Raw genomic sequence first — 14,705 nt, 5'->3', positions numbered from 1 at the left:
ATGGTGGGTGCACCGGAGGGCCAGGGCGCTCGACCGAATGCTGGAACACCTGCGCGCCGTCGTCGACGAGCTGGCCGAAGGCCACCTGTGGGCCCGGGCGTTCAGGGAGCCCGGCTCGACCGTGGCGGCGGAGCGGCTGGCCTCCTCGCTCAACGCCCTGGCGCGCCGGCTCCAGGATGCGCAAATCCGCAGGCACCGCCAGGATGAAGCCTACCGGCGCCTGGTGGCCGACCTGTCCCACGACCTTCGTACGCCGCTCACCTCCATCATCGGCTACGTGGAGCTTCCTGGGGCGCAACGGCGCCGGCAAGACCACCACGATCCGCATCCTGCTGGGGCTCGTGCATCCCACCCGCGGAGAAGCCTACCTCTTCGGACAGCGCACGTACCCCGGTCACCAGGCGCTGCTGCGCCGGGTGGGCGTGGTCGTGGAGCAGCCCGGCTTCTACCCCAACCTGACCGCCTACGAGAACCTGGCGCTCCACGCCCGCATGCTCGGCCTGCCGGAACAGCGCCAGGATCCCGTCGCACGCGCCCTGTCGCTCGTAGGGATGGACGACATGTCCAGCCGCCTGCTGAAGGGCTTCTCCCAGGGGGAGCGCCAGCGCCTGGCCCTGGCCCGGGCGCTGATGCACGAGCCGGAGCTGTTGGTGCTGGACGAGCCGACCAACGGCCTCGACCCCTACGCCATCCGCGACCTGCGGGAGCTGCTCCGGCGCCTCCACCGAGAACGCGGTCTCACCATCTTCATCTCCAGCCACATCCTCGCCGAGGTGCAGAAGCTGTGTACCCGCATCGGGATCATCCACGAGGGCCGGGTGGTGGAGGAGATCGGGCTCACCGAGCTTCGCCGGCGCAGCCGCCGCTACCTGGAGATCGAGGTGACCGACGCGCCCAAGACCGCCTGGGTGCTCGAGAACGAGCTCGGCATCTCCGACTTCCTGGTAATCGACGCCTCCACCGTGCACGTGTTCGACGCACCCGACCCGGCCCTGCTGCACGAGCATCCGGAGGCCGTCACGGAGGCCCTCGTCCGACACGGGGTCGGCGTGCGGCGCATGGCCTTCGGGCAGGATTCCCTGGAACAGCACTTCATCCGGGTGACGGGAGGGCGTAACGTCGATGATCTCGCCGGTCTCCGCTGAACTCATGAAGCTGCGCCGCCACAGCATCCTCTGGCTCGGGGCCTTGGGGGCGGTGGTGCCCGTCGTGCTCGACGTGGCCTGGTACTACACAGCGCGCGGCCGCTTCGACATGTCGGCCGAGACGTTCGTCAGCCAGGCGGTGTTCACCGTAGCGCTCCTCGAGGGCCCGGCGGGGGCGGCCATCATCGGCACGATGCTGTTCGGGCGGGAGTACACGGAACGGACGCTCCCCAATCTGCTCGCCTCGGCCGTACCCCGGTCCGTGTGGGTGGGTGCCAAGTGGATCGCGCTGGCCATCGTGGGGTTGGGCATCCTGATGAGCAGCTGGGCACTCACCCTGGGTACGACGGCGCTCGTCATGGGCACCCGGCCGCTGACGCCCGAGCTCGTGCTCGGAAGCCTGGCCGCTTGCGCCGCCGCGGCGTTCGCGCTTTACGGCACGAGCGCCATCGCGGTGGGCCTCACGCTGGCTACCCGCAACCAGATGGCCGGCGTCGGGTGGGGAGTAGCAGCCACTATGGTGGCCGTCGTCAGTATCAACTCCAAGTATGCGATCCTGTTTCCGGGCTCCGTGCCCTGGATCGCCGGGGCCCTTGCCTTCGAGGCGGTATCCCCGTCTCTGGCCCAAGGCGCCCGCCTGGCCGCTCAGTTTGCCTGGACGGGCATCCCTCCTGCCCTCACGGTCACGCTGATCGCCCTGGCCGTGTGGGTCGCGGGGGTAGCCTTCTCCCTGTGGCACGTGCACCACGCCGACTTCCCCTGATCCCTCTCGCGCGGCCCCTGCGGCAGCCCCGGCACGACCCGGTGGCCGGGGCTGCCCCGCCGCTCTTGCCGCCCGTCAGGGGGCCATGAGCCGGCGGTACACCTCGAAGTCCGCCCGGGTGAACAGTACGAAGCGGACCTCCTCGAGCGACAGGGGCCCCGCGGCCTTCCTCTGCGCGATGAAGTCCCGCACCGCCGCGAGCGCTACCGGTGCCGCCTCTTCGATGGGGTAGCCGTAGGCGCCCGTGCTGATGGACGGGAACGCCACCGTGCGCAGGCCCTTGCGGGCTGCGATCGCCAGGGAGTTGCGGTACGCCGAACGCAGCACCTCCGGCTCACCCCGGCCACCGCCTCGCCAGACGGGCCCGACCGTGTGGATGACGTAGCGCGCCAGGAGCCTGCCCCCGGTGGTCGCGACGGCCTGTCCCGGCGGCAACGGCCCCTGCTCTTGCACGATCGCCTTGCACGCTTCGAGGATCGCCGGTCCCCCTGCCCGGTGGATGGCCCCGTCGACCCCTCCGCCCCCCATCAGGCTCGAGTTGGCGGCGTTGACGATGGCGTCGACGTCCTGCCGGGTGATGTCACCCTGCACGGCGACCAGGCGCACCCCTTGCTCCACCAGGGTCACCTGCTCCACGAGCATCCCCTCCCCGCCCGTCGGGCCGTGCCCGCGACCTTCCGATCGCTCCCTTCCCGTATCTTACCGCCCACCTCCCGGCGAAAAGAGGGGGGCGGCTCGGGTCGGCGAAGACGTGGCCCGACGACAGACCGCCAGGCGAAAAGCCAGGGGGGCTCGCCGTGACGCCAGTGGAGAAGCTGCTGGTGGCGCTGCCGTGAGCGTGGGCCGGGCGGCGCTACGCTGGGCCTGGATGGTGGCCGGCATGACGGTCATCACCCTGGGTATCCGGATGCAGGTGCTGGCCGAGCTGGGCCTCGGACCCTGGGACGTCCTGCACATGGGCCTCAGCCTGCGCACGCCCCTCACGTTCGGACAGGCGAGCCAGGTGGTCGGCGCCGTTCTGGTGGTGGCCGCCCTGGTGTTGGGAGAGGTGCCCCGTGCCGGCACCCTCCTCAACATGTGGTACGTGGGGGCACTCTACGACGTGGTCGAGGCGAAAGGATGGCTCCCGCCTCCCGTGTCCGTGCCCATGCGGTGGGCCTATCTCGTAGGAGGGGTGCTGCTGTTGGCCTGCGGTTCGGCCTGGTACTTGTCGGCCCGGCTCGGCTCGGGGCCCCGCGACGGCATGATGCTGGCGCTGGCCCGCCGCCTGCACCGGGCCCGCTCCGGCCGGGACGAGCCGGCCGGCTCTCCCGGTGCGGCCCGGCATGCCGGCGTCGTGCGAGGGGTGCTCGAGGGCGCGGCGACCCTGGCCGGTTACTTCCTCGGCGGGCCGGTGGGAGCCGGCACCATCGCGGCCGCGGCCCTCATCGGGCCGAGCATGGCCTTCTTCCTGCCGCGCTTTGCCTTCACCGGGCGGTGGTGGCCCGCACCGGAGACCCGCCTGCAAGCTCCGGCCGTCGTCGCTGCCGGCTCGCAGGTGCCCCAGGGGAGCCCCCGGCGGGCATGGGAGCCGAGCCGGCGATGAAGGCCGGAGGGCATGGCCACCCGCCGCCGGAGGAGTCGTTCTTCGAGGAGCGCCTGCGTGAGCTTCAGGGCAGGGGCCGGCATGCCGCCCACCCGGCCCCGGACCACCAGGCGCATCACATGGAGGACCGTCTCGCCGGCCTGCTCCACAAGGCGGGGCTCGGGCCTTTCCGCCGGAGGGTGGTGGTGGGGGGCTGGGAGGTCGATTTCCTCTTCGAGCGCTCCCGCCTCGTCGTGGAGCTGGACGGCTTCGTCCACCTGGCCGCGCCGATTCGGGAGAAAGACCGGCTCAAGGACCGGTCTCTCGCGGCGCTCGGTTACCGGGTGCTCCACGTGGAAAACGCCGAACTGCGGGCCGCCCCCGACCAGGTGCTCCGCCGCATCCGGCAGGCCCTGGGCCGCCAGGGCCCGTAGGGCCCCCGTCCCTGCCTCTCTGCCCGGTCTTTCACTGCCGGGTCGCCCACAGCTCCAGCAGCCGGAGCACCACGTCCACCGCCTGTTCCATCCACTGCGCGCATGCCCATTCGGTCCGGCTGTGGTAGTTCATGCCCCCCGTGAAGAGGTTGGGGGTCGGGAGACCCTGCTCGGTGAGGCGGGCGCCGTCCGTTCCTCCCCGGATGGGGCGCTCGATCACCTCGAGTCCCGCCCGCCGCACCGCCTCCCGGGCGAGTTCCATCACCTCCGGGCGCTCCTCGAGCTTGCGGGCCATGTTGGCGTAACCGCCGGTGACCTCGAAACGGGCCCGGCTCCCCGGGTAGCGCAGCTCCAGGCCACGGCACGCCTCCTCCACGAGGGTGCGCAGGCGCCCGAGCCCCTCCAGAGTGAACTCCCGCAGCGCGATCTTGAGGGTCACCCTCTCCATGTTGCCCTCGATGGCATCGACGTGGATGAACCCTTCCCGGCCCTCGGTGGTCTCCGGGAGCAAGGTGGCCGGTACCGACGTCACCAGCTCGGCCGCCAACCGGACGGCGTTGATGAGCTTGCCCCTGGCCGTCCCGGTGTGGCTGCTGCGCCCTTCGATGACCACGAGCCCGTTGGCGGCGTCGAAGTTCTCGCCGCTGATCTCGCCGGGCTCGCTCCCGTCGAGGGTGTACGCCGCCGTGCAGCCCCACGTCGCGACGTCCAGGTAGCCGATGCCCCTGCCCGTCTCCTCGTCGGGCGTGAAGGCCACCCGCACCGTCGGGCGTGGCCGGCCGGGCTCTCGGATGAGGCGGCAGAGTACCTCCATCACCTCGGCCACTCCGGCCTTGTCGTCGGCGCCCAGGAGCGTGCTGCCGTCCGACGTGATCACGTCCTGCCCGATGCACCGGGCCAGGGCCGGGTGGTCGCGGGGGCTGAGGACGGGGCCGGCGGGCAAGGGGATGTCGCCGCCCGCGTACCGCCTGTGCACCAGCGGCCGGACGCCCTTGCCGGGCACCCCCGGAAAGGTGTCGTAATGCGCCAGAAGCCCGACGACAGGCGCGCCGGCGGGGCCGGGGAGCGTGGCGGTCACGATGCCGTGCTCGCTCAGGGTCACGCCGGACAGGCCCAGTGCCTGAAGCTCGCCGAAGAGCAGGCGGGCCATCTCCCACTGTTCGGGGGTCGACGGCACGTCGGCCGCTCCTTCCGCCGACGGGCTGTCGACCTGGACGTAGCGGAGGAAGCGTTGGAGGAGTCCTTCCTGCAAGAGCTGGGAGCGTGCGCGCTGCATAGGTGGAGTCGCATCCTTCCCTCGGTGCCTACGGTCGATTCGTGAGGTTCGTCCACAAGGATACGCCGTCTGCTCGCCGAAACCCCTTCGTTCGGGACAGCTGGAAACGGAGGGGTGCGCCGAGGATGCCGCGCCTGTTGGCTGCAGAAGGGATCTACTACAACCCGGGTCGCTTGGCCGGGTCCCCACCGATCGCCGACGCGGCCGAGTGGGCCGCCTACGCCACCCGGGACTCGTCGGCGCGCCCCGGCAAGCCGGGCCGCCCGCTCCGGGACGACGGCCTGGGGGCCCCGGAGCCGACGCCGGCCGCGGGAGCCGGCATGGGCCTGGCCGACCGGAGCTACCACGCTTCGCGCCTTTTCAGCGATTGGGCGGGCACGCTCGCCGGCGACTGGCTGCGGGAGCAGGTGCTGGTGCAGGATCGGGAGGCCTCGCTGTACCTGGTCCGGACCCGGGCCGCCGTGCCTTCCGCGCTTCGTCACGGGCCCTGGGTCCCGGCCGAAGCCTCCTTCGTCGGCGTGATGGCAGGGATCGCCGTGGGAGAGGGCGAGCCGCTGCGGCTCGCCGAGCAGGTCGATCCGGCTCTCGTCGCCCGCATGGTGCCGGTCATGAAGGCCTTTGCCTACGACGTGGCGCCGGTCTGGGCCGTTTACTCGGTCAACGGCGCGGCCGACGGCGCCAGGAAGCTCCAGGCGCTCGTCGAGGAGGTCACGGCGTCTCCCGCGACGTTGCGCCTCGGCGGCGACGGCGACGACAGCGTCCACGAGCTCTGGCGCCTGCAGCCCGGACAGTCGGCGGCCTTCGCCGGGCTCCTGGGCGATCGCGCTCTGGTGGTGGCAGGCGGAGCGGTCCAGGTAGCGGCCCTCTCCGCGTTGGCGCCCCAGCACGCCGGGCTGTCCCCGGGAACGGGCCAGGGCGGGCCTTCCTCGGTCCTGGCCCTCCTGACGGCGGTCGACGGCGCGCCGGGGACGGGCCCGGTGCTGTTACCCGTGCACCGTCTCCTGCTGGCGGGCCGGGGGCTCTCCTACGACGTGGTCGCACAGCGTCTGGCCGCTTACTTCCGGCTGCTCGAGCCCAGGGCGCCGGCCACGGGGCCGGTGCTGGAGCGACTCGACGCGGCCCTGGAGGAGCTGGCCGGCGTCCGGGGGGAGTTCAACGGCTTCCTGCTGTACGGGGGCCAGGGACGCCTTCACATCGTGCGTTCCAAAGGGCGCATGCTGATGGAGAACTGGACCCACCCCATGGGTGGGCCGGCCTGGCGTTCCATGGACGTCAACATCCTGCACGCCCTGGCGTTGGAGCGTGCCCTTGGCATCCCGCCCGAGACGAGCCGGCTGCACCGGGAGCCGGTGGCCGTGGAGCCATCGGCGGAGCGGGCCGTCGAGCGCGTGGACTCGGGCGAGGCCGCGGTCGCCTTCCTGGTGCCGCCGCCGGGCCCTGACCAGGTCCTGCAGGCGGCGCTGCACAACAACCCGCTGCCCGCCGACGCCCTGCGACCGTGGCCGCCCGTGCCGGCCGGCTTGCTCATCCGCAGGCGCCGCACCGGCGCATGACCCGCATGACCCGGCCTCAATCCCCGGAGGACGGGCGGGCCAGCCGCTCCACGTAGCGGTTGGTGATGGGAAAGCGCCAGTCCCTGCCGAAGGCGCGCCGGGTGACCTTGACGCCGGGAGGGGCCTGGCGCCGCTTGTATTCGCTGCGGGCGATCATGGCGGCCACCCGCTCCACCGTCGCGGCATCGAAGCCCATGGCCACCAGCCCCGGGGCGTCCCGGTCCTCCTCCACGTAGGCCGCCATCATCGGGTCAAGCACCTCGTACGGGGGCAGCGTGTCGGTGTCCTTCTGCCCCGGTCGCAGTTCGGCGGAAGGGGCCTTGGTCAGCACCGAGTCGGGGATCACCGGTCCCCCTCGCCACGTGTTGCGCCAGCGCGCCAGGCGGTAGACCCAGGTCTTGGGCACGTCCTTGATGACCGCAAAGCCGCCCGTCGTATCCGCCCCGTACAGCGTGAGGTAACCGACCGCCAGCTCGCTCTTGTTGCCCGCCGTGAGCACCAGCCAGCCGAACTTGTTGGAGAGCGCCATGATGAGCGTGCCGCGGATGCGGGCCTGGAGGTTCTCTTCGGTGACGTCGAACGGCCGGTCGCCGAACAAGGGACGGAGGGTGTCGAGGTAGGCTCGCATGACCGGCTCGATGGGGATGACCTCGAAGCGGATGCCGAGCCTGCGCGCCACCTCCCGGGCATCCTCGACGCTCTGCTCGCTGGAGAAGCGAGAGGGCATGGTCACCCCCACGACCCGCTCCGGCCCCAGCGCGTCGGCCGCCAGGGTGGCCACGAGCGACGAGTCGATACCCCCTGACATGGCCACGGCCACGGTCTCGAAGCCGTTCTTGGTCACGTAGTCGCGTACACCCAGGCAAAGGGCCGCGTGCACCTCGGCCTCCGGCCCGAGGAAGGGCACGGCCTCCCGGATCACCGGCCGGACCTGTGCCTGACCGGCCGGGCCCTCGACGGCTCCCCTGTCGGGAGGGGAAGAGGCGGCCGGCAAGGGAAGGCGCACCACGTCGGTCGGAGGGGGTGCCTCGGCCTGGCTCAGGCGCAGGCGTTGCTGGCGCCGCCGGGGATCGTGGAGCCGGCGGTGGAAGACCGCCTGCGGATCGACGTCGGCCACCAGCAGGGCCTCCTGGAAAGAGGGCGCCCGGGCGACCACCACCCCATCCTCGTCGATGACGCAGCTCGTCCCGTCGAAGACCAGCTCGTCCTGGCCTCCCACCAGGTTGACGTAAGCCAGCACGACGCGGTAGTCGAGGGCCCTCGTGGCCAGCATGCGCTCCCGATCCTGGATCTTGCCCATCTGGTACGGGGAGCTCGAGATGTTGACGATGACCTCCGCGCCGCCCAGCAGGCTCTGCAGCCGCATGGGCCCGTCGGGATACCAGATGTCCTCGCAGATATTGACGCCCACGCGGTAAGGCCCCACGTGGACGACCAGCGGCCGCTCGCCGCTCTCGAAATAGCGGAACTCGTCGAAGACCCCGTAGTTGGGCAGCAGGTTCTTGCGGGCCACGGCCGCCACCTCGCCGCCGTGGATCACCGCCGCGGCGTTGTAGATGTCGCTTTCGCTGTCGACGAACCCCACGATGGCCACGAGCGGCGGGAGGCGGCGGGCCAGGTGCTGGAGCACACGGCGGTTTTCCCGGATGAAGCTCGGCCGCAACAGCAGGTCTTCCGGCGGGTAACCGGTCAGGCAGAGCTCCGGGAAGGCCACCAGCTGCGCTCCTTGCCGGTACGCCTGTTCGGCGACCTGCTCGATGAGTCGCGCGTTGGCCTGCAGGTCGCCGACGGTCACGTCGATCTGGCCGAGCGCGATGCGCAAGCTGGCGCTCGCCTCCTGCTCCAACTGCCTCTCAATCGCCATCGCGCGAAGGGCCTCCTTCGTACCGCCCGGCCCCGCCCGGCTCTCCGTGGGCGCTCGCCCGGCGATAGGTCGGCCCGGGAGGGACCGGCGTCTCCGTCCCCGTGGGAGCGTGCTGGCGTGCTCCCTTGGGGCGCTGGCCGTAGTTCATCAGGTAGCCGTGGCGGATCCGGAGCACCTCGTCGGGCGAGAGCTGCAGGACCGGGCCGGCCACGCGAGCGGCCCAGTAGACCCGGGCCGTGGATTCCAGCACCCATGCCACGTGGAGGGCCTCCAGAAGGTCCTCGCCCACGGCGATGGCCCCGTGGTTCTTGAGGATGGCTGCCTGGCGGCCCTCCAGGGCCATCACGGTGTAGACCCCCAGCTGCTCCGACCCGGTGGTGGCGTACTCGGCGAGCCGCACCTCGCCGCCCAGCACGGCCGCGGCCTCGCCCAGCACCGCAGGCAAGGACCAGCCGAGCACCGAGAGCACGGTCGCGTACGGGGAATGCGTATGGACGACGGCGCCGACCTCCGGGTAGGCCCGGTAGATGGCCAGGTGGGTCGGCAGCTCCGTCGACGGCCGGCGCCGCCCCTCCACCGGACGTCCTTCCTCGTCGACCACCGGCACGTCCTCGGCGTCGATCCGGTCGTACTCCATGCCGGAAGGCGAGATGGCCACCAACCCCGTCTCCTTGTCCCGGGCGCTCACGTTGCCCGACGTGCCCACCACCAGCCCCGTCTGCAACAGCCGGCGTCCTACCCCCACCACTTCAGCGCGGAGCCGTGCCAGAATCACCGGTACCGACCCCTCCCCTGCCCGGATGGCTCAACGAGCCCGTGTCTCTTCCCGTAGATGGTGCTTCCTCCACGAAACGCCCGATTCCTACGCCGGCCGAGCCGGGCCTTGACAGAAAGCGGGCCATCCTCTCAGAATAGGGTCACACTCAGTATAGTGACCGTAAGCGGCGATGACGGGGAGCGAGTAGGCAGGGTGCCTGCCACCGAGCGAGCCGGGTAGGGTGGGAGCCGGCAGGCGGGTCCTGGCGAACATGGCCCCCGAGCTCCGGTTGCCAACGGTGCCGGCATCCTGCGCCGGTGCCCGGTAGTGACCGGCGGGTGCGCCCGATAGCGCGCCGGGGTATGACAGTACCCGTGGAGGCCGCCGGTCGCGAGGCGGCGGCGAAGTCGGGGTGGTACCGCGCGAGGCCCGTTGGAGCGAGGCCTTTCGCCCCCGATCCGGCAAGGACCCACGAGGGCCGGCTCGGAGGCGAAAGGCCTTTTTTCGCGGCCGGCGCAGCCCCCGCCCGGAGACGAAAGGAGTGCGCCCATGGCCCAGACCGGGAAGTTTTACATCACGACCCCGATTTACTACCCCAGCGACCGCCTGCACGTCGGCCACGCCTACACCACGACCGCGGCCGACGCCCTGGCGCGCTGGCACCGCTTCCTCGGAGAGGACGTCTTCTTCCTGACCGGCTCCGACGAGCACGGCCAGAAGATCCAGCGCAAGGCTCAGGACCGGGGCGTCACTCCCCGGCAGTACGTGGACGAGATCGTGGCGACGTTCAAGCGGTTGTGGGAGCGGCTCGACATCTCCTACGACCGGTTCATCCGCACCACCGACGCCGACCACGAGCAGGTAGTCCAGCACGTCTTCCAGACCATCTACGACAAGGGCGACATCTACAAGAGCACGTACGAGGGCTGGTATTGCGTTCAGTGCGAGACCTTCTGGCTCGAGAGCAAGCTCGTGGACGGCAAGTGCCCCGACTGCGGCCGTCCGGTGGAGCTTCTGCAGGAGGAGAGCTACTTCTTCCGGCTCTCCAAGTACGCCGACCGGCTGCTCCGGCACATCGAGGAGCATCCGGAGTTCATCCAGCCGCCCGGCCGCCGCAACGAGATGGTCGCGTTCATCCGGCAGGGTCTCGAGGACCTCTGCGTCTCGCGCACCACGTTCGACTGGGGCGTGCCCGTGCCCGTCGACTCCCGCCATGTGGTCTACGTCTGGTTCGATGCGCTCACCAACTACCTGACGGGCGTGGGGTACTTGCGGGACGACGCCCGGTTCCGGCGGTACTGGCCCGCCGACGTGCACCTGGTCGGCAAGGAGATCGTGCGGTTCCACACCATCATCTGGCCCATCATCCTGATGGCGCTCGATTTGCCGTTGCCCCGCCGGGTGTTCGGCCACGGGTGGCTCTTGTTCGACCAGGCCAAGATGAGCAAGTCCAAGGGCAACGTCGTCGACCCCGACGTGCTCATCGACCGCTACGGCAGCGACGCCATCCGCTACTTCCTGCTGCGGGAGATCTCGTTCGGGCAGGACGGCAACTTCTCGGAGGAGGCGCTCGTCGACCGGATCAACGCCGACCTCGCCAACGACTTGGGCAACCTGGTCTACCGCAGCCTGACCATGCTCGAGCGGTACGCCGACGGGGTGGTGCCGCAGCCGGGGCCGCCCACGGCCCTCGACCGGCAGCTCCAGGATCTTGCCCGGCAGGTGGCCGGCGAGGCACGCTCGCTGCTCGACGATCTCCAGATCAACACGGCGCTCGCCGCCATCTGGCGCTTCATCGGCCGCGCCAACAAGTACATCGATCAGGCCGAGCCCTGGCGAGAGCACGCGCGGCGGGACCAGGATCCGCAGGCCGCGACCAGGCTCGCCACCGTGCTGTACAACCTTGCCGAGGCGCTGCGGGTGACGGCGCTGCTGGTCGGGCCTTTCCTGCCCCGGACCGCGCGCTCCATCTGGGAGCAACTGGGCATCTCCCAGGCGTTCGAGAGCCAGCGCTGGGAGGACCTGGCCTGGGGCCGCATCGCGCCCGGCACCCGCACCCGCAAGGGCCAGCCCCTCTTTCCGCGCATCGAGACGAAGCGCCAGGAGGCCGGCAACGGCCCGAAGGCCCTGGAGTCCACCCCCGTACCGGCGGCGACGACGAGCGCCGGCGCTCCGGCGGCCCCGGCCGACGGGATCATCACCATCGACGAGTTCGCCCGGGTCGACCTGCGGGTCGCCACCATCCTGGAGGCCGAGCCCGTCAAGGGTTCCGACCGGCTGCTCAAGCTCCGGGTGGACCTGGGGGAGGGACGGCCGCGCCAGGTGGTCGCCGGCATCGCCCGGTGGTACCGGCCCGAGGACCTGCCCGGCAAACAGATCGTGGTGGTGGCCAACCTCAAGCCCGCCCGCCTGCGGGGGGAGATCTCCGAAGGGATGCTGCTGGCCGGTTCGACCGAGGACGGCAAGCTCGCCCTGGTGACGCCGGAGGCGGCCCTGCCGCCGGGCAGCAAAGTGAAGTGAGGCCGCTCGTGGACCTGGTCGATACGCACCTGCACCTGGACGATGCCCGCTTCGAGGCCGATCGGGGCGCGGTGCTCGAGCGGGCCTACCAGGCGGGCGTCCGGGACGTGATTACGTGCGGGTCGGACCTGGCCTCCTCCGAGGCCAACCTCGCGCTGGCCCGCCGCTTTTCTGAAAGGGGCGAGGAGCCGCCGGATCCGGCCACGGCCTGCTCATCCCCGGCGAGAGTGTGGGTGGCCGTAGGCATCCACCCCCACGAGGCGGGCCGGGTGGCGGATCTCGAGGAGGCCGCCCGCCGTATCGAGACGCTCGCGGCGGCCCCGCAGGTGGTCGCCATCGGGGAGATAGGGCTCGACTACCACTACCGCTTCGCGCCGCCCGGCGTGCAGCAGGCGGTCTTCGAGCGACAGCTGGCCCTGGCGCAGGCTCTCGGGAAACCGGCGATCATCCACGCCCGGGAGGCGGAGCGGCAGGTCCTCGACACCCTGGCTCGCTACCCGGGCGTTCGCGGGGTACTTCACGCCTTCGCCGGCACCGCCGAGCAGGCGAGGGAGGCTCTCGACCTGGGCTGGTACCTGGGCATCGGTGGGATGCTGACGTTCCCGAGCGCCCGGCAGGTGAGGGAGGTCGCTTCCTCCGTGCCGATCGAGCGCGTGCTGCTCGAGACGGATGCACCTTACCTGGCGCCGGTGCCGCACCGGGGGAAGCGCAACGAGCCCGCGTACGTCCCCGTCATCGCCCGGGCCCTGGCGGAGCTCCGGGGCCTCGAGGCATGGGCCGTAGCGGCCTCGACCACGGCGGCAGCGGCGGCCCTGTTCGGCATCCCCCGGTGAGCAGCCTCAGGGGGCCGTAGATGCCGGACGCGCACCGCCGGCGGCGGGAGCAGCCAGGCCGTCGGGGCCGAGAGGCTGCATCACCTGCTTGCGGGCGGCGGCCGCCCGTTCCCGGGCTTCCCGGATGAGCTGCCACGCCTCCGGCTCCCTGCGCCAGCCGTGGATGACGCAGGTCTTGCCTTCCAGCTCCTTGTACACCCGGAAGAAGTGCTCGACTTCCCGCAGGAAGTGAGGCGGGACCTGGTCGAAGGCCCGCACTTGCTCGAGGCGCGGGTCGACGCTGACCACGGCCAGAATCTTGGTGTCAGGCCCCTTGTCGTCGTGCATGTCCAGGGCACCCAGCACCCGCACCGGCACGGCGCACCCCGGGAACGTCGAAATCGTGGACATCACCAGCACGTCCAGGGGATCGCCGTCCTCGGCCAGCGTATCCGGGACGAACCCGTACTCCCCCGGGTAGTAGACCGGAGAGTAGAGCACCCGGTTGAGCACCATGCGATCCAGCTTGGGGTCGTACTCGTACTTGTTCTGGCAGCCCTTGGGCACCTCGATGACCACCAGGAGCGCCTGCTCGCCGGCCCCGGGCTGCGGCCCTGGTTGCGAAGCCGTCATCCCGCACCCCGCTTCCCTGCAAGAGCCCGCCGTCTCACCAAAAGCCCAGGAGGGCTCTTGCCTCTTCGCTCATCTTGTCCGGGGTCCACGGCGGATCCCAGACGAGCTCCACCTCGACGCTCTCCACACCCGGGATCTGGCGGACCGCCTGGTTGACCATCTCGTTGACCATGAACGACAGCGGGCATCCGATGGCCGTCAGGGTCATGCGGATGTGCACCTTGCCGTCCTGGACGTCGATGCCGTAGACGAGCCCGAGGTCGACGATGTTGAGGCCCAGCTCGGGGTCGACGACCTGGCGCAGGGCCTCCCGCACGACCTCTTCGGTGACCGCCTCTGCCAACGCCCCTCACCACCCGTCCGAAAGGCGCGATGCCCGTCCTTTTGTGCAAGGGTGCTGCGTTATTATATCTCGCCCGGTATCTCCCGACGGCGCCAGATGGGTCCAGGGAAGGTGATGGCGTGGGCGAGTCGTTGCTCTTGTTGACGCTGGCCGCGGCCGGGCTTCTCGGGGGTAACGACGCGGTGGGGATCGCCGCCCTCGTCGCGCTCGGCGTGCGGGCCGTGGGCTCCGCCCCCCTGCTGGAAGGTACGGCCCACCACAGCCTGCACCTCGGGATCCTCTTCCTGGTACTCAGCCTCCTGCTCAACGCGCTCAGCACGGGCCAGCAAGCCCTGACGCTCTTCTCCCGGATGGTGGGCACGCCGGCAGGGCTTCTCAGCCTCGTCGTCGGCTTCTACTCCACCCGCATGGCCGCCGACGGGATCACGCTCATGCAGCGCCAGCCCGAAGCCCTCCTGGGGCTCGTGATGGGATCCCTGATCGGGGTCTGGGTGCTCGGCGGGGTGCCGGTAGGACCGCTCGTGGCCGCGGGGATCGTGCAGCTTCTGCTGCGCGTGTGGCCACGGTGAACGAACGCGTTCGGCCGGTCCGGAGAGGGCCGCACGGTTTCGATTGCTCGCCGGCGTTGGACTTGCTGTTGACGGTCGCGAGACTCTTCCATATAATGCAACCGGGCTGGAAGAGATAGGAATCCGCGGAAGGGGGCGACAGGCGATGAAATCGACCGGTATCGTGCGCAAGGTCGACGAGCTGGGGCGCGTGGTCATCCCCATCGAATTGCGCCGCACGCTACAGATCAACGAGAAGGATGCCCTCGAGATCTACGTCGACGGCGAAAAGATCATCCTCAAGAAGTACGAGCCGGCGTGCATCTTCTGTGGCAACGCTGATGATCTGCGGCGGTTCCACGAGAAAAACATCTGTTCCGCCTGCTTGAGCGAACTGCGCAAGGTCTCCTGAGGACGGCCATGCACCGACCCGATTGCCCCGGATGCCGGGAGCGACGCCCCCGCAAAACGCGGGCGGCCTCCGCTCCCGGCA

15 protein-coding genes and 1 pseudogene are annotated in these 14,705 nt (G+C 70.6%); 10 read left to right on the top strand and 6 right to left on the bottom strand.

The annotated features are described in order from the left end of the window. Positions 1-37 precede the first annotated feature (37 nt). From U7230_RS15360 to U7230_RS01110, 3 genes and pseudogenes are all read left to right on the top strand, one after another. Positions 38-253, top strand: a pseudogene (locus U7230_RS15360) (hypothetical protein); the annotation flags it as partial. Continuing rightward, positions 177-1,145 carry an ABC transporter ATP-binding protein gene (locus U7230_RS01115; protein WP_404980537.1) on the top strand — a complete coding sequence of 323 codons (969 nt, stop codon included), beginning with the start codon at positions 177-179 and terminating at the stop codon, positions 1,143-1,145. The pseudogene U7230_RS15360 and the gene U7230_RS01115, both read left to right, overlap by 77 nt. Further along, on the top strand, positions 1,123-1,908 hold the full coding sequence (locus U7230_RS01110) for an ABC transporter permease (protein ID WP_324716918.1): 786 nt from the start codon (positions 1,123-1,125) through the stop codon (positions 1,906-1,908). Before U7230_RS01115 ends, U7230_RS01110 begins: the two co-directional genes overlap by 23 nt. Positions 1,909-1,983: 75 nt before the next feature. Here the strand turns inward: U7230_RS01110 and U7230_RS01105 are convergent, their stop codons facing one another. Continuing rightward, positions 1,984-2,550, bottom strand: a complete 567-nt coding sequence (locus U7230_RS01105; RefSeq protein ID WP_404980536.1) for an O-acetyl-ADP-ribose deacetylase — start codon at positions 2,548-2,550, stop codon at positions 1,984-1,986. Between the two features lie 190 nt (positions 2,551-2,740). Here U7230_RS01105 and U7230_RS01100 point away from each other — a divergent pair, with 190 nt between their 5' ends. Then, positions 2,741-3,493, top strand: coding sequence for a YczE/YyaS/YitT family protein (locus U7230_RS01100; protein WP_324716916.1), 753 nt, complete (start codon positions 2,741-2,743; stop codon positions 3,491-3,493). Next, the gene (locus tag U7230_RS01095; RefSeq protein WP_324716915.1) at positions 3,472-3,906 is read left to right on the top strand and encodes an endonuclease domain-containing protein; all 435 of its coding nucleotides are present in this window, start codon (positions 3,472-3,474) and stop codon (positions 3,904-3,906) included. The genes U7230_RS01100 and U7230_RS01095 overlap by 22 nt, the downstream gene beginning before the upstream one ends. A gap of 31 nt (positions 3,907-3,937) precedes the next feature. On the opposite strand, the gene pepT is transcribed toward U7230_RS01095, so the two are convergent. Next, a complete protein-coding gene (gene pepT / locus U7230_RS01090; protein ID WP_324716914.1) occupies positions 3,938-5,182 on the bottom strand; it encodes a peptidase T in 1,245 nt (414 codons plus the stop codon). 137 nt (positions 5,183-5,319) lie between these two features. Between pepT and U7230_RS01085 the strand changes: the two genes are divergently transcribed. After that, positions 5,320-6,735, top strand: coding sequence for a DUF1015 family protein (locus U7230_RS01085; protein WP_324716913.1), 1,416 nt, complete (start codon positions 5,320-5,322; stop codon positions 6,733-6,735). A 16-nt stretch (positions 6,736-6,751) separates the two neighbouring features. Here U7230_RS01085 and U7230_RS01080 read toward each other — a convergent pair whose 3' ends face one another. Further along, complete coding sequence (locus tag U7230_RS01080) at positions 6,752-8,599, bottom strand: NAD+ synthase (protein ID WP_324716912.1); 1,848 nt, start codon at positions 8,597-8,599, stop codon at positions 6,752-6,754. After that, on the bottom strand, positions 8,589-9,374 hold the full coding sequence (locus U7230_RS01075) for a class II aldolase/adducin family protein (protein WP_324716911.1): 786 nt from the start codon (positions 9,372-9,374) through the stop codon (positions 8,589-8,591). Before U7230_RS01075 ends, U7230_RS01080 begins: the two co-directional genes overlap by 11 nt. A 531-nt stretch (positions 9,375-9,905) precedes the next feature. Here U7230_RS01075 and metG point away from each other — a divergent pair. Both metG and U7230_RS01065 read left to right on the top strand, forming a co-directional pair. Beyond that, positions 9,906-11,876, top strand: a complete 1,971-nt coding sequence (gene metG / locus U7230_RS01070; RefSeq protein ID WP_324716910.1) for a methionine--tRNA ligase — start codon at positions 9,906-9,908, stop codon at positions 11,874-11,876. After that, the gene (locus tag U7230_RS01065; RefSeq protein ID WP_324716909.1) at positions 11,873-12,709 is read left to right on the top strand and encodes a TatD family hydrolase; all 837 of its coding nucleotides are present in this window, start codon (positions 11,873-11,875) and stop codon (positions 12,707-12,709) included. The genes metG and U7230_RS01065 overlap by 4 nt, the downstream gene beginning before the upstream one ends. Positions 12,710-12,715: 6 nt before the next feature. Here the strand turns inward: U7230_RS01065 and U7230_RS01060 are convergent, their stop codons facing one another. Continuing rightward, positions 12,716-13,321 (bottom strand): inorganic diphosphatase, encoded by a 606-nt coding sequence (locus U7230_RS01060; protein WP_324716908.1) that lies wholly within the window; start codon positions 13,319-13,321, stop codon positions 12,716-12,718. Between the two features lie 34 nt (positions 13,322-13,355). Continuing rightward, a complete protein-coding gene (locus U7230_RS01055) occupies positions 13,356-13,664 on the bottom strand; it encodes a metal-sulfur cluster assembly factor (RefSeq protein WP_324716907.1) in 309 nt (102 codons plus the stop codon). A gap of 119 nt (positions 13,665-13,783) precedes the next feature. On the opposite strand from U7230_RS01055, the gene U7230_RS01050 reads away from it, so the two are divergent. After that, positions 13,784-14,233 (top strand): DUF441 family protein, encoded by a 450-nt coding sequence (locus tag U7230_RS01050; RefSeq protein WP_324716906.1) that lies wholly within the window; start codon positions 13,784-13,786, stop codon positions 14,231-14,233. A 145-nt stretch (positions 14,234-14,378) separates the two neighbouring features. Beyond that, positions 14,379-14,624, top strand: a complete 246-nt coding sequence (locus tag U7230_RS01045) for an AbrB/MazE/SpoVT family DNA-binding domain-containing protein (RefSeq protein WP_324716905.1) — start codon at positions 14,379-14,381, stop codon at positions 14,622-14,624. The last annotated feature ends 81 nt before the right edge of the window (positions 14,625-14,705 follow it).

Source organism: Limnochorda sp. L945t (assembly GCF_035593305.1).
Taxonomy (GTDB): domain Bacteria; phylum Bacillota; class Limnochordia; order Limnochordales; family Geochordaceae; genus Carboxydichorda; species Carboxydichorda subterranea.
This window is presented reverse-complemented; position numbering and strand designations above follow the sequence as displayed.

Excerpts from the sequence above, each read along its gene's own strand:
- U7230_RS01045 (WP_324716905.1), top strand. The coding sequence starts at position 14,379 with ATGAAATCGACCGGTATCGTGCGCAAGGTCGACGAGCTGGGGCGCGTG.
- U7230_RS01080 (WP_324716912.1), bottom strand. The coding sequence starts at position 8,599 with ATGGCGATTGAGAGGCAGTTGGAGCAGGAGGCGAGCGCCAGCTTGCGC.
- U7230_RS01110 (WP_324716918.1), top strand. The coding sequence starts at position 1,123 with ATGATCTCGCCGGTCTCCGCTGAACTCATGAAGCTGCGCCGCCACAGC.
- pepT (WP_324716914.1), bottom strand. The coding sequence starts at position 5,182 with ATGCAGCGCGCACGCTCCCAGCTCTTGCAGGAAGGACTCCTCCAACGC.
- metG (WP_324716910.1), top strand. The coding sequence starts at position 9,906 with ATGGCCCAGACCGGGAAGTTTTACATCACGACCCCGATTTACTACCCC.
- U7230_RS01105 (WP_404980536.1), bottom strand. The coding sequence starts at position 2,550 with ATGCTCGTGGAGCAGGTGACCCTGGTGGAGCAAGGGGTGCGCCTGGTC.
- U7230_RS01115 (WP_404980537.1), top strand. The coding sequence starts at position 177 with ATGCGCAAATCCGCAGGCACCGCCAGGATGAAGCCTACCGGCGCCTGG.
- U7230_RS01060 (WP_324716908.1), bottom strand. The coding sequence starts at position 13,321 with ATGACGGCTTCGCAACCAGGGCCGCAGCCCGGGGCCGGCGAGCAGGCG.
- U7230_RS01095 (WP_324716915.1), top strand. The coding sequence starts at position 3,472 with ATGGGAGCCGAGCCGGCGATGAAGGCCGGAGGGCATGGCCACCCGCCG.